A 26,360-nucleotide genomic window follows, 5' to 3' on the forward strand; every position below is an offset into this window, starting at 1 on the left:
TTACACGCGCCTCACTAAAACGCCTGGAGCAGGCTCTGCATCATGCTTTGCACGACCGACATGATATGGGCGTTTGCCGCATAGGTGTTCTGGACCTGGATCAGGTTGGACATCTCGCTGTCCATGTTGACCCCCGCGGTGCCCTGGAACTTCTCCTTCAGCGTGCTGACCACGACGGCCTGGCCCTGGCTGAGCTGGGTCGCCAGCGTCGACGCACTGCCCTGCTGGCTGACGAATTGCTGCAGATAGCCGGACACCGTGCCCTGGAACGGCTGCGCCGCCGAGCCGAGGCCGGTGGTCGGCGAGTAGCTGAAGGTCGCCGAGGTGAGCTGCGCGAACAGGAAGTCCGGCCGCGTCGAGTCGCCGGCCGCGGTCTGCGGCGAGGTCGAATAGGTCGACAGCTTGGTCGGATCGTTGAGCAGCGCCGGGTTGACGTTGAGCCGCCCGGCGAGCCCCGTCATCTGCGAGCCCGTCGAGGTGATTGCGCCGGTGTAAAGCGCGCCGCCGTCGGTGAACACCGGGAGCTGCGCATTGCCGCTGGCAAGCGTCTGCGTCGTGGTGGTGGCCGAGGCCGCCTTGACGGTCGCCTGGCTGGTGCCGTCGTCGGTGATCCGCAGCGTGCTGCCGGAGGGATTGGAGAACTGCAGATGCGCCGACCCGAGCGCGCTGTTGAGCTGCGACACCACCGAGGCCATGCCGAGCGAGAAGTCGACGCCGACATAGGACGGGTTGGCGCCGGTCGCATTCTGCAGCGGCAGCGCAGCGGGATCGTTGACGTTGACGACCTTGATCTGACGCTGGACGTTGCTCGAGTCCGTGTAGGTCAGGTTGATGGTGTTGCCCGCCAGCAGCCCTGATGTCGAGACGTCAAAGCCGGCCGGCGGACCGGTCACCGCGGTGCCCGCCGTGGTCTTGTCGGACAGTGCCGAAGCCATCGTCGCCGCGAGCTGGTCGACCTGGGTCTGGGCCTGCACCAGGGTCTGGTCGCGCAGCTTGAGGTCGGCTGCGATCTGGCCCGAGTTCAGGAGATTGTTCGACACGACGTCGAGCGACACGCCGTTCGACAGCTTGATGTTGAGCTGGCCGACGCCGGTCTTGGTCGGATCGCTGTTGTAGAGCGAGGTGGCGTCGAGCGTCCCCGGCGAAGAGAAGGTGAACTCCGAGCTGAGGCCCGCGCCGACCAGCTGGATGCCCGAATTGGTGAATATGCTCGTGCCGTTGGTCGGGTCGGACACGACGCGGATATCGACATATTTGGCGAGCGTGTTGATCGCGTTGTCGCGCTGATCCTGCAGGGTCGCCGCCAGCGGGTCCGAGCTGTCGAGGCCCTGCAGCTGCGTGTTGAGCGTCGCAATCTGCTTGATCGCCGCGTTGGCCTGCGTGACCGAATTGCCGATGTCCTGCTCGACATTGCTGCGCAGGGTCTGGATGCCCTTGGTGGTCGCGTTGAGCTGCAGCGCCACGCCCTGCGCCGCCGACAGCGCCACCGATTGCGCCGACTGGTTGCTCGGATTGTTCGACAGCGACTGCAGCGCCGTGGTGAAATTGTTCAGCGCCGTCTCGAGCGTGCCGCTGCCGCCGGGCGTACCGTACACGGTCTGCAGCTGGCTCAGAATGTTGGCCATCTGATTGGCATAGGTCCCGCCCGAGGTCTCGGTGCGGAGCTGGTTCTGGACGAACAGATCGAGCTGACGGTTGACGCCGGTCGTCGTCACCGTCGAGCCGAAGCCGCCGCTGGCGACCTCGATCTGGTTCGGGTTCTGCGCGACGTAGCCGGGGGTGTTCGCGTTGGCGACGTTCGACGAGATGATCGAGAGCGCGGCCTGCGTCGAACGCAGGCCGGACATCGCGGTGGCGAGGGCAGAACTCAAACCCATGTGCGGTAGCCTTATGTCAATTCAACTGCCACGTCTCAGCGCGATCAGCGCAGCACGTTCAGAAGATCCTGCACCATCGAATTGGCCGTCGTGATCACCTTGGTGTTGGCCGAATAGGCCTGCTGGGTCACGATCAGCTTGGTGAACTCGTCGGCGATGTCGGTGTTCGAGCCTTCCAGCGAGCCGCCCGAGATCTTGCCGGTCGCGCCGATGATGGCCTGGCCGGACTGATCGGTCGCCTCATAGGCGCCGCCGTCGAGCGCCTTCAGGTAATTGGTGCCGTTGAAATGCGACAGCGTGACCTGCGCCAGGTTGATGGTCTGGCCGTTGGAGAAGGTGCCGGTGACGACGCCGCTGTTGTTGACGGCGACCGACTGCAACTGACCGGCGGCGAAGCCGTTCTGATTGATCTGGTTGATGGTCGCCGAGCCGATCGTGCTCGCATATTGCGTCAGCGCGCCCGAGGAGATGTTGAGGCTGACGGTACCGAGCGTGGTGCCGTCGACCACGACGTTGGGGATGGAGATGTTGGAGGTCGTCGGCGACACCAGCGAGCCGTCGGAGGCGAACTGGAAGTTGGTGCCGACGTTCTGCCACGCCACGGTCGAGCCGGTCGCGTTCGAGTCGGTCTGGTAGAACAGGTTCCAGGTGTCCTTGTGGCCGGTGCCGAGCGTCGCGCTGTCGACCTTGCCCCAGCGCAACTGCACGTTCACCGGCGTGCCCGACGAGTTGTAGGCCGTGACCGCGCCGCCAGAGATCGTCTCGTTGTTGAAGTTGGTGAGATCATTGCCGATCACGATGCCGGTGCCGGGACTCGCCGTGCGCGTCAGTGCCACCGGTGACGTGAGGCCGAGCGCGGTGAAACCCGGGGACGCGCTGCTCATGGTCCAGTCCTCGCCGCTGCCGGAATGCAGCGTGATCTTGCCGGCAGTGATGGTCGGCGTCACGCCGGTGACGGCCGCGATCTTCGCCATCAGCGTGCCGACGGAGTCGCCGACATTGATCTGGGTGCCCGAGGCGCCGGAGGCGACGAAAGTGAAGGTGATGACGTCGCCCGCGCTGCCGGTCATGGTGATCGTGTCGCCGGTGGCAAAGTTGCTCGTGATCGAATCGGTGGCCGCACCACCCGACAGCAGCGTCGACGTGGTGATGTTCGCCGCGTTCTTGTTGACCGCCGTACCGCCGGTGACGGTGGAGTCGGCGTAGAAGTTGGTGCCCACCGGCAGCGGCACGTTGGAGAGGTCGGCCGAGTTGAGGCCGCCGGCCGCGACCAGGGTGCCGGTCGCGGCATTGCCGCTCGCGGCGGTCTTCGGCTGCGTCGGCAGGTTGGCGGCGTACTGGATTGCGGTCGTCGCCTGCGCCGGCACGAAATTGTTGGCGAATTGCAGCACGGTCGGCACGTTGCCGGTGGCGTTGCCGGTCTTCGGATCGACCGCGACGCCCATCAGGTAATAGCCGGCGCCGTTGATCAGGTTGCCGTTGGCGTTGAGCTGGAAGTCGCCGCGCCGGGTGTAGTTGGTGACGCCAGTGAAGACCGGCACGTTGTCGACGACCGAGGAGGCCTTCTGCACGTTGAAGAAGCCGTCGCCGTTGATCGCCATGTTGGTGGCGACCGAGGACGTCGAGACGGTGCCCTGGGTGGTGATGGTGGCCTTGGCGAAGGCGGTGACGCCGCCGGCATTCTGGCGCGTCGGGTTGGTCGCGTTGGGGATGAGGTCTTCGAAGCTGGTGCCGATGCCCTTGTAGCCGACGGTCGACGCGTTCGCGATGTTACCGGAAATGTTCTGCAGCGCGAATGATTGAGCGGACAGACCGCTCACCGAAGTATTCATCGCGTCGAAGATACCCATACCAATCTCTCCACTGTGATGCCGGTGACAGGTCGGCCCGCACCGCGTTTCGTGGAGAGCTGTCGCAATCGCTGTGCCAGATGCGAAAATACTGTGAAATCAGCGGGTTGAAAAACAACAACGTCAAAAAACCAGCGTCAAAACTGGTGAACAATTGCCGAGCCGGCAGTTCTTGCCGGGCCGGACACGCCAAATCGCGCTCCGGCGCGGCCGCTCGTCACGGCTACCGGCGCGTCCTCAAGACCCCCATCTGAGCCTTGAACGGACGAGCCGGAATATCCGGGCGCAGATTCCCGTCAGGTCGACGACGGATTTGCCGGGTGGAACGTGAGCGACAGCCCGTCCATGCAGTAGCGCAGGCCGGTCGGCTTGGGGCCATCGTCGAACACGTGGCCGAGATGGCCGCCGCAGCGGCGGCAATGCACCTCGGTGCGGACCATGCCGTAGGTCTTGTCCTGGCGGGTCGCCACGGCATTGTCGAGCGGCTTGAAGAAGCTCGGCCAGCCGGTGCCGCTGTCGAACTTGGTGTCGGAGGAGAACAGCGGCAGGTCGCAGCCGGCGCAGGCGAAGGTACCCTTGCGATGCTCCTTCAGCAGCGGGCTGGTCCAGGGCCGCTCGGTGCCCTCCTCGCGTAGGATCTCGTATTGCTGCGGCGTCAGTTGCGCGCGCCATTCGGCCTCGGTTTTCTCGACCTCGAACTTCTCGGCGGCGCGGGCCGGCGCGGAACCGCCGAGCCAGCGCAGGGCGGCGAAGCCGAACAGTCCGGCGGCGGTGGTCAACATCAGGCGGCGGTCGATCATGGCGGTCTCCGTACGGCGATGGGTTACCGGATCTACGGATGGGATCCCGCGAAGTTACGTCAGGCGCGGGCGCGGCGGCTCACTTTCTTGCGAGGTGTCAGCCCTCCCCGGCGTCGGGATGGCGGTTCAGATCGGATGGCTGCGGCCGCAGCGGCAGCCGCGAGCCGGGCCGCTCGGCCGCCCGGCGCCGCGCTTCGGCCGCCCGGATCTCGCGCATGCGCTCCTGCGCACGCACGCGCTCGCGGTGTCGCGCCAGCGTCCCGGCCGCGGCGGAGCGGCCGCGGACCCAGAGATTGACGACATGCCCGGCAACCCGGCCGCTGACGCCGCCGGCCCAGACCAGCTCGAACGGCGAGAACAGCTTCCAGCGATCGTCGCCGGCGAGGATCGCCTGGGCGATCAACTGTCCGGCCATCGCCGAGGTGTTGAGCCCCTGCCGGCCGAAGCCGCTCGCGACCCACAGGCCTTTGCGGAGCTGGCCGATCTGCGGCATGCCGTGCACGGTCTGGCCGGTGACGCCGCCGAAGGTGTCGGCGATCTCGACCCGGCCGAGCTGCGGAAACACCGTCCGGATCCGGCGCTGCAGCGCCGCGGCAAATCCGCTGGGCCGCGCGTCCCAGGTCGTCTCCGGGCTCGCCCACATCAGCCGGTCACCGTCGACGATACGGAAATGATCGATGCCGTCGGTATCGCTGACCGATCCCTGGAAGGAAATCGCCTCGGCGAGGCGCTCGCCGAGCGGCGCGGTGACGCCGCCATAGCGCCACACCGGCAGCAGCGTATCGGACAGCTTCTGCAGCGGCGCGCCGAGATGGATGTTGCCGGCCAGCACGATGTGCGAGGCCCGCATCCGCGCCGACGGCGTCACGATGCGCTTGCGCACGCCCGACGCATCGATGCTGACCACCGGCGTGTCCTCGAAGATCCGCGCCCCGGCCTTGTGCGCGAGCCGCGCCAGCGCGTGAACGTACCTGCGGCCGTCGAGCTGGAACGCTTTGGGGTAATGGACGCCGTGGAAGTAGCGGTCGGTCTTGAGCTCGGTCCTGACGCGCTCGACCTGCCAGCCCTCGACCTCGGTGTCGAAATCCTCGTGCAGCATCTGCAGGCGGCGGATCAAGGCGTCGCCGGCGTCGACATTGGAGACTTCGAGCGCGCCCTCGCTGAGCCCGATGCCCGGCATCGCTGCCTCGGTGGCCTGGGCGCGGATGAACTCGGCACCGGACCAGGACAACGCCCATAGCGCCCGGGCATGCGCGAGCCCGACGCGCTCGATCAGATCCGGCAGCGGCAGGTCGAACCCAGGCATCACCGTGCCGATCATGTGGCCGGATGCGTTCCACCCGACCTGGCGGCCTTCCAGCACCGCGACGCTCGCCCCCTGCCGGGCCGCGCACAATGCCACCGTCAAGCCGGCCAATCCCGCCCCGACCACGCAGACGTCGACGTCGAGGTCGAAATTCAGCCTGGTGCGGCCGTGTGCACCTGCGGCATCCGCGTCATCGTTCACGCTTGTGGAAGTCTCGCTCATGGCGTTTTCTTAGCGAACCCTGCGCCGGACGTCATGACGCTTTTAATGGCGACAAAGAGACGTGGTACAGCCGGACCCAGCCTGAACGATTCGAGACGGAATTCCATGCGCCGATTGATGCTGCTGCGCCACGCCAAGACCGAGACTGACGCGCCGACCGGCCGCGACCAGGACCGCCGTCTCGACGAGCGCGGGCACCAGGATGCCGCCATGATCGGCGATTTCATCGCCAGCCACCCGCCGGTGCCGGAGCTGGTGCTGGTCTCGACCGCGGTCCGGGCACAGCAGACCTGGGACCTCGCGCTTGCGGCGATGAAGGACCGTGTCCCGGCCCCGCAGGTCGAGACCGTTCCCGGGCTCTACGGCGCCGAGCCGATGCAGATGCTGCATCACATCCGCCTCGCGGCAGTGCACGATCCGAAGCAGCTCCTGCTCGTCGGGCACAATCCCGGAATGCACGAGCTCGCGCTGGCGCTGACCGGCGGGGGCGATTCAGAGGCCCGCCACGAGCTGATGCGCAACATGCCGACCGCGGGTTTGGCGGTGCTCGATTTCGACACCGACGATTGGGGCGACGTCAGCTTCACCCGCGGCCGTCTCCTGAGATTCGTCACGCCCAAGCTGCTCAAGCATGGCTCGGTCGATTGACAGGCAGGTCCGGTCCGGCGCGTAATCCCGGCGGACAGAGGAGGACCTTCGATGTTCAACTCGATTCTGGTGCCGATCGATCTGGCCGACACCGACCTCGCCAAGCCCGCCATCGCCACCGCGGCCACGTTGGCACAGACCTGGAGCGGCACGGTGCATCTGCTCAACGTCATGCCGATGACGCCGGTGATGCTCGCCGAATACGTCCCGGCCGATTTCGACGCGCAGCAGCGCGAGACCGCCGAGGAAGCGCTGTCGATCGTGGCGCGCGAATCCGGCATCCCGGCGGAGCGCATCAGCTATACGGTGCGCCAGGGCGGCATCTATCACGAGATCCTCGAGGAGGCAGCCAAGGTCAAGGCCGACCTGATCGTAATGACCTCGCACCGCCCGGCGATGCGGACCTACTTCCTCGGCAGCAACGCCGGCCACGTCGTGCGCTACGCCAAGTGCTCGGTGCTCGTGGTGAGGCCGTAAGACGCGGCCCGTCCGACGCATCCTGCGCGTGGACCAATTTCCACTTCGTGGTCATTGCCATTGCATTGGCGTTTCTCGATCATATTGCCCGACCGAAGCGCCGACTGAGGACACCGTCATGAGATGGCCTCTGCCTTATCCAAGGGCTGGTGACGTATTGGGTATCCTATTCATCGTCGCGCTGCTTTGCCTTCTCGTTTCTGGCTTCTACTGGTTTCCCAATCCTAATCCGAATACCGGATTTGGTCCGGACTGGGATTGCACTCCTGTCCCCAATGGCCAACCGATCTGCATCAAAAAGATAGGTCAGTGAACGCAGTCCGCTGACGGAATGAACCACGCGGTTGTCCGAATGCCCCCGATCATGCGTCGGCGTGATCTCGATCGAGATCTTGCTTCGGTTGGCTGTGAATAAGGATCCGGCTAGCGTGAAACGATCCCATCGAATCTCACGCGCGTGTTGGAAGACCCTGAGCAAGTGTTGGGTCAGACGGGCGGAGCCCGAACGGCGCGGGCAAGCCAGAAGCTGCGCTCGCCGTTGGCCGGCTCGCCGACCGACTGTGCGATCAGTTCGAATCCATTGTCGCGCAGCAACGCAGCGTACTCGGACGGATCGAGAGACGCATGATAGAGCGGATCGCCGCGGTAGGACCCGATGGCTTCGCCATGTGCGGGTCCGGCGTTGAACAGCAGCACGCCGCCCGAAGCCGCGCAGGCCGCGAAGATCGGAAACATGCGCCGCTGGTCATCATGTCCGAGATGGAAGAAGCTGTCCCACGCCAACACCCCGTCAAATCGCCGCCCTGCGGTCCACGACCGCATGTCGGCAACGACCCATTCCTGATCCGGCATTCGCGTCCGACACAGCGCGATCATCGTCGGCGAGCTGTCCACCCCGGTGACGGAAAATCCTTGCGCCGAGATGTGCGCTGCGACCGGCACACCACCCCCGCAGCCGAGATCGAGCACGTTCGCGCCCGGCCGCAGGAGCGTAACGAAGCGTTCGATGGGAGGCTTGTCAGTCCAGGCGGCCGCGCGGCGGTCAGCGTCCCACGCCAATGCGTGACGCTCATAATGGGCGACGATCCGGCTCGCACCTCGGCTCATGGAAGCTCCGTCATAGAGGTAGGGTCGGCAAAGGCGCGCCCGATCAGCGTGCTTGTCCGTGCCATCTGAGGGCGCCGTGCCCACCGTCTCGCGCGGATGGAGAGACGGTGGGCACATCATCGTGCGGCTCGCGCCCCCCGATGACTTTGCCCACCCTAAGGGGCTCGCACCTTTGCCTCGAGCTTTGCGCCTCACGGCCACTCCGCAATGTAGCCCTTCGCCTTGTACGGCGCGATCTTGTCCCATTCGCCGAGCACGCGGCGGCGGAATTCGGGATGTGTGTGCCAGAGATGGCGCGGCACGCCGAAGCCGTCCACCGTCAGCAGCATCTTCTCCACCTCGGGCCAGTGCCGCTGCAGGGTCATCGCGTAGCGCCGCGCGGTCCAGCTGTTGCCGAGACAGATCACGCTGCCGACATTGGCGAGGCCGAGCGCGGCGTCGATCACCGGCAGCGCGAGCACGACGTTCTCGCCGGTGTTCGTGGCATGATGCTCTTCGAGGATGCGCTCGGCCGGAACGCCGCGCCTCACCATGGCGGCCTTGATCAGCGTACACTCCGAAACATCCGCGCCCGGCGTGATGCCGCCGCTGACGATGGTGTGGCGGAAGTAGCCCTGCTGCCATAGCTTCGCCGCCGTCTCGGCACGCAGCTCCTCGTCGACGCGGGTGCCGAACACGAACAGCAGATCGGCCGGCCGCAGCGGCGTGTCGGCGAAATGCCGCGCGTTGATCGCGGCGATCTCGGCGTCATCCGGCCTGCGCAGCGCGCGATCCTGCATCGTCCCACTCCGAAAGCGACTCGCTCAGTCTGGCATGGTGCGCGAAATCTGCACGATCACATTCGGTGACCGGCGATGCGATTGCGTGATCACGGCAGCAGCGCGGCCGGAATGTCCGCGAACGTGTAGCTGCGCGGCCTGTCGCGGGTGATGAAGCCGCCGACATACCAGGCGAACAGCGCGGCGAAGCCGATCAGGAACAACGCGCCCGACCATTCGGCGATGACGAGCGCACGCACCAGAAGCCCGGCCATCGCGACGGCGATCAGCGCGATCGCGGCGAGCGCCGCGCCGTAGGTGAAGCGGCCGAGGCCCGCGGTCAGCCGCGCGTTGCTGCCGCTGACGGCGAGCCGCGCATGCAACCCGAGAATGAAGGCGCGATAGGCCTCGCTCTGCGGCGCCATCAGGGCAGCCGTCTGCCACGAGACGGAGATGATGCCGAGGCGGCGGCCGTCGCGATGGGTGACGTCGGCCCGAAAACGCTTCGCCTGCATCGACACCGGTCGGTAGGACAGCCGGATCGCGGCGATCTCGGCGTAAGGCCACAGGCCGGTACGGCCGGCGAACCGCCACGACAGGCCCTGCTCCGTCAGTTCGAACTGGTGCGCCGCCCCGATCAGCGACGCCTTGTAGGCGTAGCGGATCGCATCATCGCCGGCCGTGGTGGTGCGCTCGGAAATGGATCGGTCCTGTTGCGTGTGGCGCGCGCCTTATCCTACAAGCGGAGCATGAGCGAAACGATCTATTTTCCGCGCCATTTGATCCTGGCCGGGGCGATGGCCGCCGGCGTGCTGCTGGCGCTGGCGGTGCACATGCTCGGCGCCCGCTACGGGCTCGATCTCGGCGGCCTGTGGCAGACCGAGAGCGGCGCCTTCATGCCGGCGGGATCGGCGATCGCATGGTGGCTGATCGCCACCGTCGGGTTCTCCTCGGGCTACTTCATCGCCAACATCATGCACAGCGCGGTGTCGGGCGAGATCCCGCAGCGGATGCGCAACTTCCTGGTCGTGGTCGGCGTCCTGATGCTGGCCGGCATCGGCCAGGCGATCTCCGGTCCGAGCCCCGTGCCGTCGGCCTCGGGCGTACTGGCAGGCCTCGCCGCGCTCTGCCTCGGCGCCCTGATGGCGTTCTGCGGCGCCAACTTCGCGCTGCGCAAGACCTGACCGGCGCGATCCGCACACGCCGACGCCGCGCGGGCGACCCGCGCGGCGTTTTGCCTCATCAGCGATCGAGCGTCAGCTCGCGGCGCGCAGGTTGACGCTGGTCTCGGCGAGCTTGGTCAGCTTCATGTCGGTCGCCTTCTCCTCGTCGAGCGTCTTCTGCAGCACGGCGGCGCAGTCGCTGCGGCCGAGCTGCTTGGCCCAGGCGATCAGGCTGCCATAGCGGGTGATCTCATAGTGCTCGGCCGCTTGGCCGGCATTGATCAGGGCGGCGTCGAGCACGGTCTTGTCCGCGACCTCGCCGGCGACCTCCTCCGCCTCTTCGATGATGCCGTCGATCGCCGGGCAGTCGACCGCCTTGGGCGCGATGCCATGCATCTCGAACACCTGCTCGAGCCGCTTCACATGCGTCCTGGTTTCGTCGAGATGGGCCAGAAAACCCTGCTTGAGCTTCTGATCCGTCGCCTTTTCCGCCATCTTGGGCAGCGCTTTGACGAGCTGGTTTTCGGCGTAATAGATGTCCTGCAGCTGATGAACGAACAGATCGTTCATCGTCTTGATGTCCTTTGTGAACAATCCCATTTGCTTCACGTCCTCCTGGTTCGGGAACATGGCAGGTCCCGCCCCCGACCGGTGGTCGCCATGTTCGCTGTGATCGCGGGCGCTAACCGGCGGCAGCGGCGGTCGTTCCTGTGTCACCGAGCCTGCCGTCCGGAACCGGGCGCGGAGGACCAGGTTTGCCCGTGAACCCCGCGGGTAACCAGTTGGACCGAACTGAGGCGGATGGGCGGCCAGCCATGTGACCGGAGTGTGACAGACCTGCGCCGCATGGGTCGGAGCTGACCTGTGTCAAGGACTGCACAAGCCGCGCATTTTAGCATAAGAAACAGGCTGTCACGAATTGCCCGCCCCATCGATCAATGGTTTCGCCTCTTTTCCAAGATCTAGTACCGCCCCGCCGGGAGGATGAATGCAGCGCCTGCTGACCACGCTTGGGCGTGGCTTCAAGAAATGGATCGGCTGGAAGCGGCTGGGGATTGCAGCGAGCCTTGCGATCATCGCCTTCGCGATCACGACGCTCGTGCGCACGCTGAAGGGCGTCGACGCCGGCGTCATCCTGACCGCGCTCACCGAAATCCCGCCCGGTCACATCGCGCTCGCGGCCTTGTGTGTGGTCGGCGCGTTCTGCACGCTGACCTTCTATGACTATTTTGCGCTGCGAACGATTGGCAAGAAACACGTGCCCTATCGCATCGCGGCGATGAGCGCCTTCACCAGCTATTCGATCGGCCACAACATCGGCGCCACCGTGTTCACCGGCGGCGCCATCCGGTTCCGGATCTACTCCGACTACGGCCTGTCAGCGATCGACGTCGCCAAGATCTGCTTCCTATCGGGCCTGACCTTCTGGCTCGGCAATCTGTTCGTGCTCGGTATCGGCATGACCTTGCATCCGGCCGCCGCCACCGCGATGGACCAGTTGCCCCCGGCGGTGAACCAGTTGATCGCGATCGGCATCCTCGGGGCGATCTTCGCCTATCTCGGATGGCTGACCGCCGGCAAGAACCGGCGCCAGCTCGGCCAGAATGGTTGGAAGGTGGTGCTGCCCTCGGCGCAGCTCACGCTCGTGCAGATCCTGATCGGAGTGGTCGACCTCGGCTTCTGCGCGCTGGCGATGTACCTCCTCGTCCCCGCCGCTCCGCCGATCGATTTCCTGTCGCTGTCGGTGGTGTTCATCCTCGCTACCCTGCTCGGCTTTGCCAGCCATGCCCCCGGCAGCATCGGCGTGTTCGATGCCGCGATGCTGGTGGCGCTGCCGCAGTTCGGCCGCGAGCAGTTGCTGGCCACCCTGCTCGTTTTCCGCGTGCTGTATTTCGTGATCCCGTTCGCGACGGCGATCTCCATCATGGGCATCAGGGAACTCTGGCTGAATGTGGTCAAGCCGTGGCAGGAGCGGCGCCGGCTGCAGGGCGCGGTGTCGGACGAGATCGCCGCCAAGCGCGCCGCGACCACGGCGCACGCTGCGGTTCCCCAGCGCATCAAGCGGCACTCCCAGCGCTGAGCATCAATTCTCTCGCGGACGACGCAGCGGCTCGCCCCTCGGCCGGTTGAAGTCGCGTGCGATCCTCTTATTTCCGCCCCATCGCTGACGTGAATCCTTGCGCATGACCCGAATGCCCCATCGTCCGTTGCTCGCCGCCTGCGTCCTGGCCGGCCTGCTTGCCCCTCTCGCCGCCACCGAGGCCGCCGCGCAGTTCGGCACGGCGCCGCCGCTGCAGATCAGCTGGGAGGTGCGCAACCGCTTCCGTCTCTTCCGGGAGGAGCGCGACTTCCTGCTGCATACCGAGAGCACGCGCGACCGCTCCATCCTCGCCGCCGAGCAGGCGTTGGCGGTGCAGAGCGACGGCCGCGGCTGGGCCCGCAACGTCGTCAACCGGCTCTGCATCGACCTCGCCGGTCGCATCAACGAGCCATGCACGCGCGACAACGTCAAGGAAAGCTATCTCACGCCGATCGACCACCCGGTCACCGTGCGCCTGACCGGCCCGGTTCCGGTCGGCGCCACCTGCGCGTGGTCGTTCGACGACGGCGACGGGCCGCAGACCTCGACATTCGACTGCGCCGAGCCGGTCAACCTGCGCGTCCGCTACGGCCGGCAGACCGTGGCATCCGTCGATGTCGCCAGCCCGGAAGGGACGCTGCAGGTCTCGACCGGAATCCAGGTCCGCGACGTCCTGATCGCCGGCCTCGGCGACAGCATCGCCTCCGGCGAGGGCAATCCGGACCGCCCGATCGCGCTCGCCGACGAAGGCTTCTGCTTCCGCTCCTATCTCGGCGGTCCGACCGCGCAATATTATCGGCCGAGCCGCGCCGGCTTCAAAGGCGGCCGCGCCTGCGAGGCGCCGGACACGCTGCAGAACTGGCAGAAGCACAGCGCGGTCTGGCTCAACGCCGCCTGCCACCGCTCGCTCTACAGCTACCAGACACGGACGGCGCTGGCGCTCGCCGTGCGCTATCCGCATGTCGCGGTCACCTACCTGCCGCTTGCCTGCACCGGCGCTACCATCGCCGACGGCCTGTTCGGCAGTCAGCGCGCGCGCGAATGCACGCCGGGCCGCTCTGCGGCCACTTGCGCCGGCGGCGTCAACGGCCAGCTCGGCGAGCTGCGCGAGGCGCTGACCGCGGCCAAGCGCCGCCAGCCGGACCGCAAGCTCGATCTGATTCTGCTGTCGATCGGCGCCAACGACATCAACTTCTCCGGCCTCGTCGCCGACGTCATCGTCGATACGCCCACCGAGCGCACGCTGTTCAAGCGCTCCGGCGTGATCGGCTCGGTCGAGGAATCGCGCAGCGAGCTGGCGCGCGACCTGCCGCAGGGTTTTGCCAAGCTGCGCGAGGCGCTGAAGCCGCTGGTCGGCGACCTCTCGCACGTCATCTACACATCCTACGGCAACCCGGCGCTGAGCGGCCCGGGCACGCCCTGCCCGGGTGGTCCGGCCGGCTTCGAGGTCCACCCCTCGTTCAATGCCAATCCGCAGCGGCTCGCCAAGGTCGCGGGCTTCGTCGAGAACGAGTTCCTGCCGTCACTGCGCGGGCTGGCGCAATGCACCGCGGGAGTCCTGTGCCGCGACCCGCAGGCCGACCGCATGACCTTCGTCGATGCGCATCAGGCCGCGTTTGCCGATCACGGCTTCTGCGCCCGCTCGCCGCAGGATCCGCCGTTCGACCGCGAATGCTTTTCGGCCGACGGCGCCAGCTTCGATCCGAACATCGTCAGCGCCGCCAACGAGCCGCTGCTGTGCGGCCGCGGCGCCAGCGAGTATCGCCCCTATTTGCCGCGCGCGCGCTGGATCCGCGACGCCAACGACAGCTACTTCTCGGCGATGACCTATCCGCAAGGGCTGCCGGCGGCGATGCAGCCCTCCGACATCCACGATGCGAGCTGGGGCGTGCTGTCCGCGGTCTATGGCGGCGCCGTGCATCCGACGGCGGAGGGCCATGCCGCGATGGCCGACGCCGCCTTTCCGGCTGCGGCGCAAGTGCTCAACCTCGATGCGGCCGAGCCCAACGTCACCAGCCAGCCGCTGCCGCCCGCGGGCGTGGTGAGGCAGTAGTCGGCCATTCGGGCAGAGATCGCAGAGGAAGAACGGCCTGAAGCGCTCCGCTCCGCACAGCGTCTTTCGGGAGGCCCTCCGTGAGCGGGCGCTCAGGGACAATGGCCGTGTGGCAGCGAGATCTCTGAGCCTCATGGTGAGTTGGGAGCGGACGGAGAGCTGGGCCGCCCCCTCGACGTCCCAACGCTCAGCGCGCAAGTCGGCGGCGACCACCGCCAAGCGATCCTGATTGTCGTTGTGCCCAATATGGGTTGTTCACGCACATGGCCGCGAGACCCCAGCCTGCCCTTCGACACTGATCCCAGGATGTATAGGTGCATTCGAAAGAGGTGCTACCACCCCATTCCCACTTTTGTAGGCAGACAGGATAATTGGAATCATGGGTTTGAGCAGCGGCGATCGGGATCATGGAGATGGCCGCGCTCCCCGCGATTATCCAACGCAGCATCAGCATCGCTCCCTCGTCGAATTCCGACCGCTGCGGCCAATGGCCCGCACAACCACCGGCAAGCAACGCTCGGATGATCATGGAGACCTTGTCGTCGACCACGCGCTTGATCTGGATCAAGCTCTTCGCCGACGCGGTGTCCGAGATCGCGCTCCCTTGTCGGCCCGGAGCGACGGTCGTAGTTCGGAAGCCGTCTACTTGATTGCAGCCGGCTTCTTCATCATCGGCGGCGCCTGCTTGGTGGCAGGGCCTGTTGCCGTCGTCGCTTGCGAGGGCAGATATTTGGCGAGGATCGCCGGATCGATCTGCGCCATGTTGCTGTCCGGCAGGCGGGTCCAGGTCTCGTCCTTGCCGAACAGCGAGATGCCGAGATAGCCGTGCAGGATCAGCGACTGCCCATCCGGAGTGACCCGCATGTTGGCCTTCCAGATGTTGCCGTCGCGCGGGTTGAGCACGTTGCCGCCTTCGTATTTCAGCCCCTCGCGCTTCATGTCACGCACGAAGGAGATGCCGAGCACCGGCGCATTCTTGCGGTCATCGCTGCACTTCGAACAGACCTCGTTCGGATTGTCGCCGGGACGCGGAAACGTCTTGGCGATCACGCCCTCGAACACGCCGTCGTGGTCGATGAAGAGAAACCAGCCGACGGGCCTGCCATCCTCCACCTTCTGCCACAGACCGGCCGCGGTCGGCTCAGCCGCGAGCGCAGGCCGCGTCAGCAGAGCACCGGCAACAACGAGCGCGCCGATCGCGAGCTTCGTCACACCAGGCACCAGCCGAAGTCGGGGAAACGCATTGCGCATCATCATCTCACCTTGACCAAGTCACAAAATGAATGGCCGCACAGTACGGCCGTTTCGAGCATCGTTCCAGCCCATAACAGGTCTGGCGCGCCGGTGAAACCGGCACGCGCAGGAAACATTTCTTCACATTTGAGTTGGTCCGGCGGTGCCGGGTTCCACTGTGCGAACGAATTAGTTGACGCCGAGCTTCTTCTGCAGGCTCGACGACGACGTCGTGTACTGGAACACCAGCCGCTTCTCCGGATACACGTAGCGGTGCGCCTTCTGCGCCATCAGCGCGCCCTCGTGGAAGCCGCACAGGATCAGCTTGATCTTGCCGGGATAGGTATTGATGTCGCCGATCGCGAAGATGCCGGGCACCGAGGTCTCGAACGCCGACGTCTCGACCGGAATGAGATTGTGCTCGAGCGCGAGGCCCCACTCGGCGACCGGGCCGAGCTTCATCGTCAGGCCGAAGAACGGCAGCATCATCTCGCACGGCACGGTCTCGACCGCATTGTCGTTGCCCTTGATGGTGGCCGCGGAAAGCTGACCGTTCGCACCTTCGAGCGCGGTCACCTGACCGATGCGCAGATCCATCTTGCCGCTCGCGACCAGCGCGCGCATCTGCTCGACGCTGTGCGGCGCGGCACGGAAGTCGTCGCGGCGATGGACGAGCGTGATGCGCTTGGCAAGGGGATGCAGATTGAGCGTCCAGTCGAGCGCGGAATCGCCGCCGCCGACGATGACGACATGCTTGTCGCGGAACTGCTCCATCTTGCGCACGGCATAAAATACCGAGGTGCCTTCGTAGGCCTCGATGCCCGGCACCGGCGGACGCTTGGGCTGGAACGAGCCGCCGCCGGCGGCGATCACCACGACCTTGCACTCGAACACCTTGCCGGCATCGGTGGTGACGCGAAAACCGGGATCGCCGATCTTCTCGACCTTCTCGACCATCTCGCCGAGATGGAAGGTCGGACTGAACGGCTTGATCTGCTCCATCAATTGATCGGTGAGGCCCTGCCCCGTCACCATCGGCACGCCGGGAATGTCGTAGATCGGCTTCTCCGGATACAGCTCGGCGCATTGGCCGCCGACCTTATCGAGGATGTCGATCAGATGCGCCTTGATGTCGAGCAGCCCCAGTTCAAAAACGGCAAACAGTCCGCAAGGGCCCGCGCCAATGATCAGCACATCGGTCTTGATCGCTTCGCTCATGTCGCTCTTCTCGTTGGAGGCGCCGCTCGACGGATGGCGGCAGATGGCGGTTCCGAATTTGTAGCCAACGGGCTGGTCGCAGGGAAGGCACAAAAGCCGCCCTTCGCTCGCGCGGCTTGCAGCGGCGGGCTTAGCCGGGTTTGAAGGGGACATGAATGATGGAGATCAATCGGTGACAGAGACGGCCCGTCGCGACCACGCGCCACGCCTGGAGGACTTTCCCTACCGCCTCACAGACAATGTCCGCTTCGGCGACCTCGACCCCAACCAGCACGTCAACAACGCAGTCTACGCGACCTATTTCGAGACCGGCCGGGTGACCCTGATGAAGGACCCGCGGCACGGCCTCGGCCAAGAGGGGCTGGCCTGGATCATGGTGCGGCTCGACATGCATTTCCGGGCCGAGCTGCGCTGGCCGGGCACAATCGAGCTGGGACTGGGGGTCGTGAGGCTGGGGCGCACGTCGGTGACCTGCGAGCAGGTCGTATTCTCGGACGGGCGCTGCGTGGCGTCGGCCACCGCGGTCATGGTCCTGATCGACGAAGTGACGCGCAAGCCGGCGCCGCTGACGCCGAATCTCATTGCTGCGCTAAAGCCCTGGGTCCGCCGCGGCGTGACGATCGCGCCGCCGGCATAGGCTTGGCGGCGATCATCGGAGGCGCGGCGACGAGGGCGCGAGGCGAACGGTCAGGCCTGACGCTCGGGGGTGGAGACGACGAGGCCGTCGAGTTCGTCGGAGACCTTGATCTGGCAGGAAAGACGGGAATTCGGCCGGACATCGTAGCCGAAATCGAGCATGTCCTCTTCCATCGGGGTCGGCGGGCCGACCTTCTCGCGCCAGGCTTCGTCGACATAGACGTGGCAGGTCGCGCAGGCGCAGGCGCCGCCACATTCGGCCTCGATGCCGGGAATGGCATTGCGGATCGCCGCTTCCATCACGGTCGCGCCGTTCTCGATCTCAACGGTTCGGGATTCGCCGGTATGGTCGACAAAGGTGATCTTGGCCATGTGTGCTCGTGCTGCGCAGGAAATGAGGTCGGGCTGTCCTATAACGGACCGCTCCGCTCCGCGCTAGTGCTGCCGCCGGCCGCTCAGGCCGCGCCGAGCATCTCCGAAATCGCCGCGCGGGCCTGCGCGATCGCCGTGCCGAGCCAGGCCAGCGCATCGGCCGGATCGCCCGCCCGCAGCGCCGCTTCGAGCCCTTCCGCCGCGTCGGCAACGTCGAGCGCGCCGACGGCGCGGGCCGAGCCCTTCAGCGTGTGGGCGACGGTGGCGGCATCCTCGGGCATCACCTGCAACCGCTCCAGCAGGCGGACGGCCTGGCTGGAGAACATGGCGAGCACCTCGCGCTCGAGCGCGCTGTCGCCGAGCGTCATCCGGCGCAGCAGGTCCAGGCTGATCGGCCCGTCGTCGGGAACCAGCGGGGGCGAGGGCATCCATTCGATCCGTGAAAGGTCGGGAATCATGGCGGCAATCCGGGTCCGGCGGGCGCGCCGCGCGCGCCTGTGGTAAGCCAAGCACGACAATGGTTAATGCATTGTTACCGGCCCAATTGCCGCGGGTTTGCCGCGATTTGGGCCCGGCTCTGCCCCAATCGCGGCAGAAACGGGAATTCGCAGAACTTCTAAAGTGTTAACGGCGGCTGCTGTTAACGATGATTAAGAATCTCTTAACCACGGCCATTTCTTTCAACAGGCACAGCCAATAGGATGATGCCCGGATGGAGTGGGTCACCTGGCGGAATTTGCCACCCCTGGTGCCTGCGAGGGATGACGTCCGGTTCGAGCGTTGCGAGAGGGCACTCGTACGCGGCTCGCCGGATCGAAATTAAGACGAGGGCTCGGACTCAACATGGCGAACACTCCGAAAAAGGTCAAAGACCCGACTGAAGTTGCGCTGTCCGCCATTCAGGAGGCTTTGAACATCAGCGATTCGTCCGCGCCCACGGACTCGCAGAGCTCGGTCCACGCTGACGGAGCCCCGCCGGTCATGCCGAACGGCGTGTCGAGCCTGGATTCGTTCGACTCCCGTCCGGGCATCGATCGCAGCAGCCTTGACGAGATTGAGCCGCCGCCGCTCGCCGCGCGCCGTCCGGCCAATGACGACCGCGAAACCATCGGCCAGTTGCTGCAGGCGATCCAGAAGGGCCGCCCGTCGCGCGGCGTCTACACGCTGGCAACCGCCTTTGCAGGCATCTGGATCGTCGGCTGCGTGCTGCTGACCATCGGCTTCCTGCCCGCCTTGCAGGCCTTGATCGGCCAGAGCGGCGGCGTGCTGGTGCTCGCCGGCCTCGCCGCGGTGTTCTTCGCACCCGTTCTGCTGTTCTATTTCCTCGCGAGCCTCGCCTGGCGCGGCCAGGAGCTGCGCATGATCGCGCAGTCGATGGCGCAGGTGGCGATCCGCTTCTCAGAGCCGGAGGGCGCCGTCAGCGATTCGATCGTGACCGTCGGCCAGGCCATCCGCCGCGAGGTCGCGGCGATGGGCGACGGCGTCGAGCGCGCGATCGCGCGCGCGGGCGAGCTCGAGATGCTGGTCGCCAACGAGGTCGCGGCCCTCGAGCGCGCCTACAGCGACAACGAGGTCCGCATCCGCGCCCTGCTGCAGGACATCGCCCACCAGCGCGACAACCTCGTCGGCCAGGCCGAGCAGGTCCGCAGCGCCATCTCGGGCGTCCAGATCGACCTTCGCCACGACATCGCGCTGATCTCGGACGCCATCGCCTCGCGGGTCGACGAGGTCGCCAAGAGCATCACCGGCGCGCTGGAAGAGCGCGGCGCCCACATCACGGCCGCGCTCGGCAACGCCGGCGACAACATGATCCTCGCGCTCGGCGAGCGCGGTGGCGATCTGCTCGACCGGCTCGAAGAGGCCAGCGCCGAGACCACCCGCGCCGTGCTCGACGCCTCGGAGCGGCTCACCACCAGCCTCAATTTCAAGACCGGCCACGTCCACGACGAGTTCGCCGACCTGTCGGACCGAGTCCACGAGATGCTCAACGAGCGCATCGACCGCATCACCGGCGAGTTCGAGCAGCGCACGGCGGCCATCGTCGACGGCATTTCGGTGCGCACCGAGCAGCTCCACGACCAGCTCAAGGCCTCCGGCGAGTCCCTCCTGCTGGAGCTCGAACTGCGCAGCGGCGATCTCGTCACCAAGATCGACGAGGCGAGCCAGCGCATGTCCGGCCACATCGTCACGTCAGGCGAGAAGGCGAGCGAGTCGCTCGATGCGACCGTCAATTCGCTGGTCGCCAAGGTCGTCAGCCAGACCGAGAGCACCCACGACACGCTGTCGATCCAGATCAGTGCCTTCGACGAGCTGGTGAAGAACCAGGGCACCGAGCTCGCCGAGCGCTTCGCACGCGACAGCTCGACCTTGGGCGCGCTGATCACCCGGCACATCACAGAGTTCGACCGCACGGTGAAGACCTATGGCGGCGAGATCGTCGAGCGCATGGGCCAGCGGACCCAGGAAATCTCCGACAATCTCAAGTCCTATGTCGACACGTTCGATACGCGGCTGTCGTCCAACAGCGGTGAGATCACGGCGACGCTGGATCAGCGGCTGAACCAGTTCGAGACCAATCTGCAGGCCCGCATCACCACCCTCGACACCTCGCTCGATGCGAAGATCAAGACCTTCGACGACAGCGTCGAGGGCCGCCTCAAGTCGCTCGAGGAGAACTTCGACACCCGCGCGACCTCGGTCACCTCGACGATCGAGGGCCGCCTCGGCACCCTGTCGAATTCGCTGACCGACGGCGCGGCGCAGGTTCTGCACGCGATCGACTCGCGGCTGACCGTTCTGACCACCTCGCTGACCGACGGTTCGGCGCAGGCGATCCAGTCGATCGATTCCCGCCTCAACATTCTGACCTCCTCGCTGACCGACGGCACCGACAAGGCGCTCGAAGCCATCGATCAGCGCATCCACAGCCTGTCGAACATCATCGACGGCCGCAGCTACGAGCTGACCGAAGCCGTCACCGCGCGCTTCCAGGACATCCATCAGGGCATCGAGACCCGCGTCGGCTCGATCGCCAAGGACATCGACCAGCGCGTCTCGCAGTTCGAGGACCTCTTGGGCTCGCGCGTCGAGGCCGTGGCCGGCCGCATCGAGAGCAGCGGCCGCCAGGCGAGCGACGAACTGATGACCCGCGCCGAGCTGCTGTCCGCCAGCATCAAGTCGCATGTGGAAGATGCGGAGCGGGCGCTCACAAACCTCGTGGTCAACACCAGCGAGACGATCCAGACCGGTGCCCGCTCGGCACAGCAGTCGCTGCTCAACGTCTCGACTGACGTCGGCTCGCAGCTGAAGAACACGTCCGCCGAGGTCGAGCGTGCCCTGTCGAACGCAGGCAGCGGCGCGGCCGAGGCCGTCCTGACCAGTGCGCGCGAGGCCCAGGCCGCGCTGGTCGCGGCCTCCGGCGAGACCGCCGACCAGATCAAGTCGCTGTCGGCCGACGTCGAGCGTACGCTCACGGCGGCAGGGTCGACCACCGCAGCCTCGATCCTCGCCGGTGCGCGCGAGGCCCAGAACACGCTGGTGTCCGCCTCCTCCGACGCCGCCACCCACGTCAAGTCGCTCGCCGTCGACGTCGAGCAGGCGCTGACGGCCGCCGGCTCAGCCACGGCAGCCTCGATCCTCGCCGGTGCGCGCGAGGTCCAGAACACGCTGGTGTCCGCCTCCTCCAACGCAGCCGACCACGTGAAGTCGCTCGCAGCCGACGTGCAGCGCTCGCTGACCAGTGCCGGGACGGAAACCGCCGAAGCCATCACGGCGGGCGCTCGCGATGCCCAGCATGCCCTGCTCACGGCATCGAGCGAAGCGGCCGAACAGGTCAAGGCGCTGACCGTCGACGTCCAGCGCTCGCTGTCGATCGCGGGGACGACCACCGCGGAAACGATCACCGGCGGCGCCCGGGAAGCGCAGAACACGCTGATCAGCGCTTCGTCCGAAGCGGCCAATCACGTCAAGTCGCTGGCGGCCGACGTCGAGCGCACGCTCGCGGCGGTCGGAACCAGCACGGCCGCGGCGATCGTCGACAGCGCCCGCGACGTCCAGTCGAAGCTCGTCACCGCGTCGACGGAAGCAACCGAGCACGTCAAGTCGCTGGCCGTCGACGTCGAGCGGACGCTGTCGTCCGTCGGCGCCGATACCGCGACCTCGATCCTCAACAGCGCGCGCCAGGCGCAGATGTCGCTGACCGCCACGTCGGCCGACACCGCAGCCACCCTGGTCGGCAGCGCACGCGAAGCCCAGGCGGTGCTGACGACGACCACGACCGAGACGGTCGCGGTGATCGTCGGCGGCGCGCGCGAGGCGCAGAACCTGCTGACGGCCACCTCCACCGACACCGCGGGCCAGCTCAAGGCGATGTCGTCGGAGATCGAGCGCGTCATCAATTCCGTCGCGGCGAACACCACCGACGCGATCCAGAGCAGCGCGCTCAATGCGCAGAGCGCGCTCGTCGCCGCCTCCAACGAGGTCTCCACGCGGGTCAAGTCGACCTCGACCGAGATCGAGCGCTCGGTGCTCGCCGCCGGCAACTCGTTCGGCTCGGCCATGACCGGCAAGACCGACGAGATCGTCACCTATGTGCAGCAGCAGAGCGAGCGGCTGTCGCAGATGCTCGACGGCAAGCGCGGCACCCTGGTCGAGGCGCTCAACTCGAAGACCAACCAGCTCACGATCGAGATCGATCGCGTCACCACCGACGCGCTGAAGGCGATCGAGGTGCGCGGCCAGAACTTCGCCCAGAGCGTCAATGGCAACGGCTCCGAGGTCGCCCGCACCATCACCTCGGCGGGCGAGCTTGCGACCACCGCGATCACCAAGTCGCTCAAGGAGCTGGAGCAGGCCTCGCGCGCGGCGATCGAGCAGTCGCGCCAGGTCTCGGTGGCCGCGGTCACCGAGATGCAGGAGACGAGCAAGATCCTGCGCACCGACACGGTCGCCCTGTTCGAACGTCTGCGCGAGGGCAACATCCTGCTGCAGGAGGTCCTGACCGGCGCCCACGACAACCTCAATTCGCTGGAGCGGGCGCTGGTCACCCGCGTGGCCGACTTCGTCACCGCAATGAACGACGTCACCGCGCGCAACGGCACCGCGACGCAGACGCTCGAGGACCAGCTCAACGTGTTCAACTCCAAGACGTCGCGGGCGCTGGAGGATCTCAACTCGCTGTCCAGCCAGTTCGACGCGCATGGCAAGGCGCTGATCGAGGCGGCGGCCGTCGTCGAGCAGAGCAACCGCGATGCGACCGTCTCGATCTCGGATCGCAAGACGACGCTGGAATCGCTGGTCACCACCATCGATCTGCGCACGGCCGATCTCGACCAGCGTCTGACCCGCTTCACCACCCTGCTCGACGAGTCCTTGGCGGCCGCCGAGGAGCGCGCCCGCGACATCGCCCGCGTCGTGGCGGAAACGGCGGGTGCCGGCTCCACCGCGCTCAGCCGCCAGTTCGAAGCCATCCGCACCAACGCCGAGGAGGAGCGCCGCCTCACCACGTCGCAGATGCAGGAGATCTACCAGCAGAGCACGCAGGAAGCCGATGCGATGTTCAAGCAGTCGGCCGAGAAGTTCGCCACGCTGGTGTCGAGCATGAAGCAGATGACCGCCGAGATGCATCGCGAGCTCGAGGCGACGCGCAACGAGCTGCGCCGCGGCGTGCTGGAGATGCCGCAGGAGGCCGCCGAGAGCACGGCGCAGATGCGCAAGGTCATCGTCGACCAGATCGAGGCGCTGGCCGAGCTCAACCGGATCGTCGCCCATCATGGCCGCGGCCTCGACGTGGTCAGCGCGTCGCGCCCCGCCGCGGTCGCCGCGCCCGCCGCCGTGATCCGTCAGGAAGAGCCGATCGTCGCCGCAGCCGTCGGCGGCCGGCCCGACATGCGCCTGCGCGAGCCGGCTGCGACCAGCGTCGCCAACCTGCCGCCGCCGGATCTCGGCATGCAGCCGCCGGCCCCGCCGCCGCAGCCACGCCGGGTCGAAGCGCCGCCGATGGGTCCGGTCGCCGATCAGCGCAGCGACAACTGGCTGTCCGACCTGCTCAACCGGGCCGACAACAGCACCGCCGGCCAGCCGCAGCCTCCGCGTGGCCGCGGTCCGGCGCAGCAGTCGGGCAATCCACTGGAGTCGCTGTCGCTCGACATCGCCCGGCTGATGGACCGCAATCTCGCGGCAGAGATGTGGGACCGCTACCAGCGCGGCGAGACCAAGGCGTTCTCCAAGCGTCTCTACACCCCGGCCGGCCAGAAGGCATTCGACGAGGTCGCCCGCAAGTACCGCGCCGACCGCACCTTCAAGCAGACGGTGGACCGCTACATCACCGAGTTCGAGCGACTGCTCGACGAGGTCGCCCGCGACGACCGCAATCCGCAGGCGCTGCGTGCCCAGCTCACCTCGGAGACCGGGCTGGTCTACACCCTGCTCGCCCACGCCGCCGGAAGGCTGGCGTGACGAAGGGGGCGAATGTCGAGTAGCCGACCAACGATCGAAAAACAAACGGAGGCCGCGAGGCCTCCGTTTTGCTTTTGCAGGTCCAGCAACGCTTTTTCCGGCTTCGCTCGTTCCCGCCCCGCTTCCGCTCAACCGGACAGGAAGGCCTGGCGCTGGATGGCGCATCCTGCAGTCGAGGTCGCCCAGGACTCGGACGTCACGGTCCGTCAGACGAGACGACGACGCACCGACCAAGGAGCCACCAGCGGCGCGCGGCAGGAGAGCTCACGCACCCTATTCGCTATTCCCCGTTCGCTATTCGCCAAGGCCTCACCGCCGTCCGCTGGCGGAGGGCGCGGGCGCCGGCTGCGAGGCCTGGGCGTTGCTCGGGCTGGAGTTGCTGGCCCCGAACAGGACCCGGGTCGGATTGCGGTCGAAATTGTTCACGGCGCGGCTGATGTCGGACAGCGTGCGCCGTCCATCGGCCATCAGCGCGCCGGAGCGCTTGTCCAGATCCTCGGCGAGCTCGCGGATCGACTTCACCGTCAGGAACAGCTCGCCGCCATCCTTGCCGCCGGCCAGCGTGTTGAGACCGAGCATCAGGGTATCGGCCTTGCCCATGATGCCGTCGACCCGGCTCATGACGCCATCGATGCGCTCGGAATTGCGGGCCAGCGACTGGGTGAACACCTCGAGATTCTTGATCGAGTTCTTTACGGCGTCCTGGTTGTCGGCGACGACCTTGTTGATGTTCTGCAAGGTGGCGCGGATCGCTTCGGTCACGTCCTGCAGCCGGGTCGGATCGGCACGCAGCACCGGCACGCCATCCTCGTCGAGCGGCGGCGGCGGCGCAGCCTCCTCGCCGCCCTTCAGCGAGATCGCGGCGACGCCGGTCAGGCCCTGGAACTCGAGCCCAACCAGGGTGTCCTTGCGGATCGGCGCGTTGTTCTCGACCATCGCCAGCGCCACGACGCGGCGCGGATTGTCGAGCTTGACCGAAATGACCTCGCCGACCCGAATACCATTGAAGTTGACGCTGCCGCCGTTGCGCAGACCCGCGGCCGGCCCCTCGAACACGACCCGCAGCGGGCTGCGCTGCTTGGTCGTGTGCAGGCTCTGAAACCAGAGGACAAACCCGATCGCCGCGGCAATCACTGCCAGCGTGAACGACCCGATCAGGACGTAATTCGCCCGCGTTTCCATTACCAACTCCGGTACTGGCACGTCACGGCGGTCATCCAGCCCCCGCTTCCGCGCACTGTCGGTTGGCGCCGGACAGCGGCACCCACCCCATCAACTTTGTCGCGGCAGTCCCCACTCCCGCTCACAAAAATCGTCCCTGGGGCGCGTCGCGCTACCCCATCACGGCTCGGGCACGCTTGCCGTGGAAATACTGTCGGAGCCACGGATGTTCCGAGGCCTGCATGTCGGCCATCGATCCCGCGGCGATAATCTTGCCGTCGCCCAGCACGGCGATGCGGTCGCACGCCGTATACAGGCTGTCGAGATCATGGGTTACCATGAAAACCGTCAGTCCCAAAGTGCGCTGCAGGGTCCGGACGAGCTCGTCGAAATCGCCGGCGCCGATCGGGTCGAGTCCCGAGGTCGGCTCATCGAGGAACACCAGTTCCGGATCGAGCGCGAGCGCGCGTGCCAGCGCGACCCGCTTGATCATGCCCCCCGACAGCTCGCTCGGGAAACGATCAGCAACATCGGGCCGCAATCCGACCATCACGAGCTTTGCGATCATGATCTCGTCGAGCAGACGCTGCGAGACCTTGAGATACTCCCGGACCGGGAACTGGATGTTCTGCCGCACCGTGAGCGAGGAGAACAACGCGCCCTGTTGGAACAGCACGCCCCAGCGCCGCTCGACGGCGCGGCGGCCGGCACGATCGGCGGCGTCGAGATCGACGCCGAACACCTCGATGTTGCCCGACAGCTTCGGCACCAGACCGATGATGGTGCGCGTCAGCACCGACTTGCCCGCGCCAGAGGGACCGACGAAGCCCAGGATCTCGCCGCGCTTGACGTCGAGGTCGAGCCCGTCGAGCACGCGCGTCTTGCCGAACTGCACGGTGACGTCACGCACGCGGATGATGGGATCGGAGACCTGCTGCACCAT

22 protein-coding genes are annotated in these 26,360 nt (G+C 66.6%); 7 read left to right on the forward strand and 15 right to left on the reverse strand.

Translation table 11 applies throughout. The annotated features are described in order from the left end of the window. Nucleotides 1-14: 14 nt before the first annotated feature. The 4 genes from flgK to ACQR1F_RS19415 form a co-directional block, all read right to left on the reverse strand. Nucleotides 15-1,877, reverse strand: coding sequence for a flagellar hook-associated protein FlgK (flgK, locus tag ACQR1F_RS19400; protein ID WP_316182989.1), 1,863 nt, complete (start codon nucleotides 1,875-1,877; stop codon nucleotides 15-17). Nucleotides 1,878-1,921: 44 nt separating this feature from the next. Next, nucleotides 1,922-3,727: a flagellar hook-basal body complex protein gene (locus ACQR1F_RS19405; RefSeq protein ID WP_316182988.1), complete on the reverse strand. Its 1,806-nt coding sequence runs from the start codon at nucleotides 3,725-3,727 to the stop codon at nucleotides 1,922-1,924. 296 nt (nucleotides 3,728-4,023) lie between these two features. Further along, entirely contained in the window at nucleotides 4,024-4,527 is a 504-nt protein-coding gene (msrB, locus tag ACQR1F_RS19410; protein ID WP_316182987.1) for a peptide-methionine (R)-S-oxide reductase MsrB, read from the reverse strand. A gap of 97 nt (nucleotides 4,528-4,624) precedes the next feature. Continuing rightward, nucleotides 4,625-6,055 carry an NAD(P)/FAD-dependent oxidoreductase gene (locus tag ACQR1F_RS19415; RefSeq protein ID WP_315804319.1) on the reverse strand — a complete coding sequence of 477 codons (1,431 nt, stop codon included), beginning with the start codon at nucleotides 6,053-6,055 and terminating at the stop codon, nucleotides 4,625-4,627. A 105-nt stretch (nucleotides 6,056-6,160) separates the two neighbouring features. Here ACQR1F_RS19415 and ACQR1F_RS19420 point away from each other — a divergent pair, with 105 nt between their 5' ends. Next, nucleotides 6,161-6,703: a SixA phosphatase family protein gene (locus ACQR1F_RS19420; protein ID WP_315804320.1), complete on the forward strand. Its 543-nt coding sequence runs from the start codon at nucleotides 6,161-6,163 to the stop codon at nucleotides 6,701-6,703. Between the two features lie 51 nt (nucleotides 6,704-6,754). After that, nucleotides 6,755-7,180, forward strand: coding sequence for a universal stress protein (locus ACQR1F_RS19425; protein WP_284420907.1), 426 nt, complete (start codon nucleotides 6,755-6,757; stop codon nucleotides 7,178-7,180). 486 nt (nucleotides 7,181-7,666) lie between these two features. Here ACQR1F_RS19425 and ACQR1F_RS19430 read toward each other — a convergent pair whose 3' ends face one another. The 3 genes from ACQR1F_RS19430 to ACQR1F_RS19440 all read right to left on the reverse strand — a co-directional run bounded on the left by ACQR1F_RS19430 (nucleotide 7,667) and on the right by ACQR1F_RS19440 (nucleotide 9,746). Continuing rightward, on the reverse strand, nucleotides 7,667-8,407 hold the full coding sequence (locus ACQR1F_RS19430) for a class I SAM-dependent methyltransferase (RefSeq protein WP_434913661.1): 741 nt from the start codon (nucleotides 8,405-8,407) through the stop codon (nucleotides 7,667-7,669). Nucleotides 8,408-8,478: 71 nt separating this feature from the next. After that, nucleotides 8,479-9,066: a YdcF family protein gene (locus ACQR1F_RS19435; RefSeq protein WP_434913662.1), complete on the reverse strand. Its 588-nt coding sequence runs from the start codon at nucleotides 9,064-9,066 to the stop codon at nucleotides 8,479-8,481. A gap of 89 nt (nucleotides 9,067-9,155) precedes the next feature. After that, nucleotides 9,156-9,746 carry a hypothetical protein gene (locus ACQR1F_RS19440; RefSeq protein ID WP_434913688.1) on the reverse strand — a complete coding sequence of 197 codons (591 nt, stop codon included), beginning with the start codon at nucleotides 9,744-9,746 and terminating at the stop codon, nucleotides 9,156-9,158. 48 nt (nucleotides 9,747-9,794) lie between these two features. On the opposite strand from ACQR1F_RS19440, the gene ACQR1F_RS19445 reads away from it, so the two are divergent. Continuing rightward, complete coding sequence (locus ACQR1F_RS19445) at nucleotides 9,795-10,229, forward strand: hypothetical protein (RefSeq protein WP_315712681.1); 435 nt, start codon at nucleotides 9,795-9,797, stop codon at nucleotides 10,227-10,229. A gap of 72 nt (nucleotides 10,230-10,301) precedes the next feature. Here the strand turns inward: ACQR1F_RS19445 and ACQR1F_RS19450 are convergent, their stop codons facing one another. Then, the gene (locus tag ACQR1F_RS19450; protein WP_316239268.1) at nucleotides 10,302-10,808 is read right to left on the reverse strand and encodes a ferritin-like domain-containing protein; all 507 of its coding nucleotides are present in this window, start codon (nucleotides 10,806-10,808) and stop codon (nucleotides 10,302-10,304) included. Between the two features lie 388 nt (nucleotides 10,809-11,196). On the opposite strand from ACQR1F_RS19450, the gene ACQR1F_RS19455 reads away from it, so the two are divergent. Next, the gene (locus tag ACQR1F_RS19455) at nucleotides 11,197-12,288 is read left to right on the forward strand and encodes a lysylphosphatidylglycerol synthase transmembrane domain-containing protein (protein ID WP_315804325.1); all 1,092 of its coding nucleotides are present in this window, start codon (nucleotides 11,197-11,199) and stop codon (nucleotides 12,286-12,288) included. A 103-nt stretch (nucleotides 12,289-12,391) separates the two neighbouring features. Further along, entirely contained in the window at nucleotides 12,392-14,341 is a 1,950-nt protein-coding gene (locus tag ACQR1F_RS19460; protein ID WP_434896312.1) for a hypothetical protein, read from the forward strand. 187 nt (nucleotides 14,342-14,528) lie between these two features. Here ACQR1F_RS19460 and ACQR1F_RS19465 read toward each other — a convergent pair whose 3' ends face one another. From ACQR1F_RS19465 to ACQR1F_RS19475, 3 genes are all read right to left on the reverse strand, one after another. Then, on the reverse strand, nucleotides 14,529-14,909 hold the full coding sequence (locus ACQR1F_RS19465) for a DUF3551 domain-containing protein (protein ID WP_434848205.1): 381 nt from the start codon (nucleotides 14,907-14,909) through the stop codon (nucleotides 14,529-14,531). Nucleotides 14,910-14,983: 74 nt separating this feature from the next. Further along, the gene (locus ACQR1F_RS19470) at nucleotides 14,984-15,592 is read right to left on the reverse strand and encodes a DUF2147 domain-containing protein (protein ID WP_315804353.1); all 609 of its coding nucleotides are present in this window, start codon (nucleotides 15,590-15,592) and stop codon (nucleotides 14,984-14,986) included. A 171-nt stretch (nucleotides 15,593-15,763) separates the two neighbouring features. Further along, the gene (locus ACQR1F_RS19475; protein WP_315804328.1) at nucleotides 15,764-16,792 is read right to left on the reverse strand and encodes an NAD(P)/FAD-dependent oxidoreductase; all 1,029 of its coding nucleotides are present in this window, start codon (nucleotides 16,790-16,792) and stop codon (nucleotides 15,764-15,766) included. Nucleotides 16,793-16,964: 172 nt separating this feature from the next. Between ACQR1F_RS19475 and ACQR1F_RS19480 the strand changes: the two genes are divergently transcribed. Then, entirely contained in the window at nucleotides 16,965-17,429 is a 465-nt protein-coding gene (locus ACQR1F_RS19480; protein WP_434913663.1) for an acyl-CoA thioesterase, read from the forward strand. Between the two features lie 50 nt (nucleotides 17,430-17,479). On the opposite strand, the gene ACQR1F_RS19485 is transcribed toward ACQR1F_RS19480, so the two are convergent. Continuing rightward, complete coding sequence (locus ACQR1F_RS19485) at nucleotides 17,480-17,800, reverse strand: 2Fe-2S iron-sulfur cluster-binding protein (RefSeq protein WP_315707114.1); 321 nt, start codon at nucleotides 17,798-17,800, stop codon at nucleotides 17,480-17,482. Between the two features lie 83 nt (nucleotides 17,801-17,883). Beyond that, a complete protein-coding gene (locus ACQR1F_RS19490) occupies nucleotides 17,884-18,228 on the reverse strand; it encodes an Hpt domain-containing protein (protein WP_315804330.1) in 345 nt (114 codons plus the stop codon). A 415-nt stretch (nucleotides 18,229-18,643) separates the two neighbouring features. Here ACQR1F_RS19490 and ACQR1F_RS19495 point away from each other — a divergent pair, with 415 nt between their 5' ends. After that, nucleotides 18,644-24,256: a methyl-accepting chemotaxis protein gene (locus ACQR1F_RS19495; protein ID WP_434913664.1), complete on the forward strand. Its 5,613-nt coding sequence runs from the start codon at nucleotides 18,644-18,646 to the stop codon at nucleotides 24,254-24,256. A 309-nt stretch (nucleotides 24,257-24,565) separates the two neighbouring features. On the opposite strand, the gene ACQR1F_RS19500 is transcribed toward ACQR1F_RS19495, so the two are convergent. Beyond that, complete coding sequence (locus tag ACQR1F_RS19500) at nucleotides 24,566-25,438, reverse strand: MlaD family protein (protein WP_315804332.1); 873 nt, start codon at nucleotides 25,436-25,438, stop codon at nucleotides 24,566-24,568. Between the two features lie 151 nt (nucleotides 25,439-25,589). Next, nucleotides 25,590-26,360 (reverse strand): ABC transporter ATP-binding protein, encoded by a 771-nt coding sequence (locus ACQR1F_RS19505; RefSeq protein WP_315804333.1) that lies wholly within the window; start codon nucleotides 26,358-26,360, stop codon nucleotides 25,590-25,592.

Origin of the sequence: Bradyrhizobium sp. HKCCYLS3013 (genome assembly GCF_051167615.1) — a bacterium.
Lineage (GTDB): Bacteria > Pseudomonadota > Alphaproteobacteria > Rhizobiales > Xanthobacteraceae > Bradyrhizobium.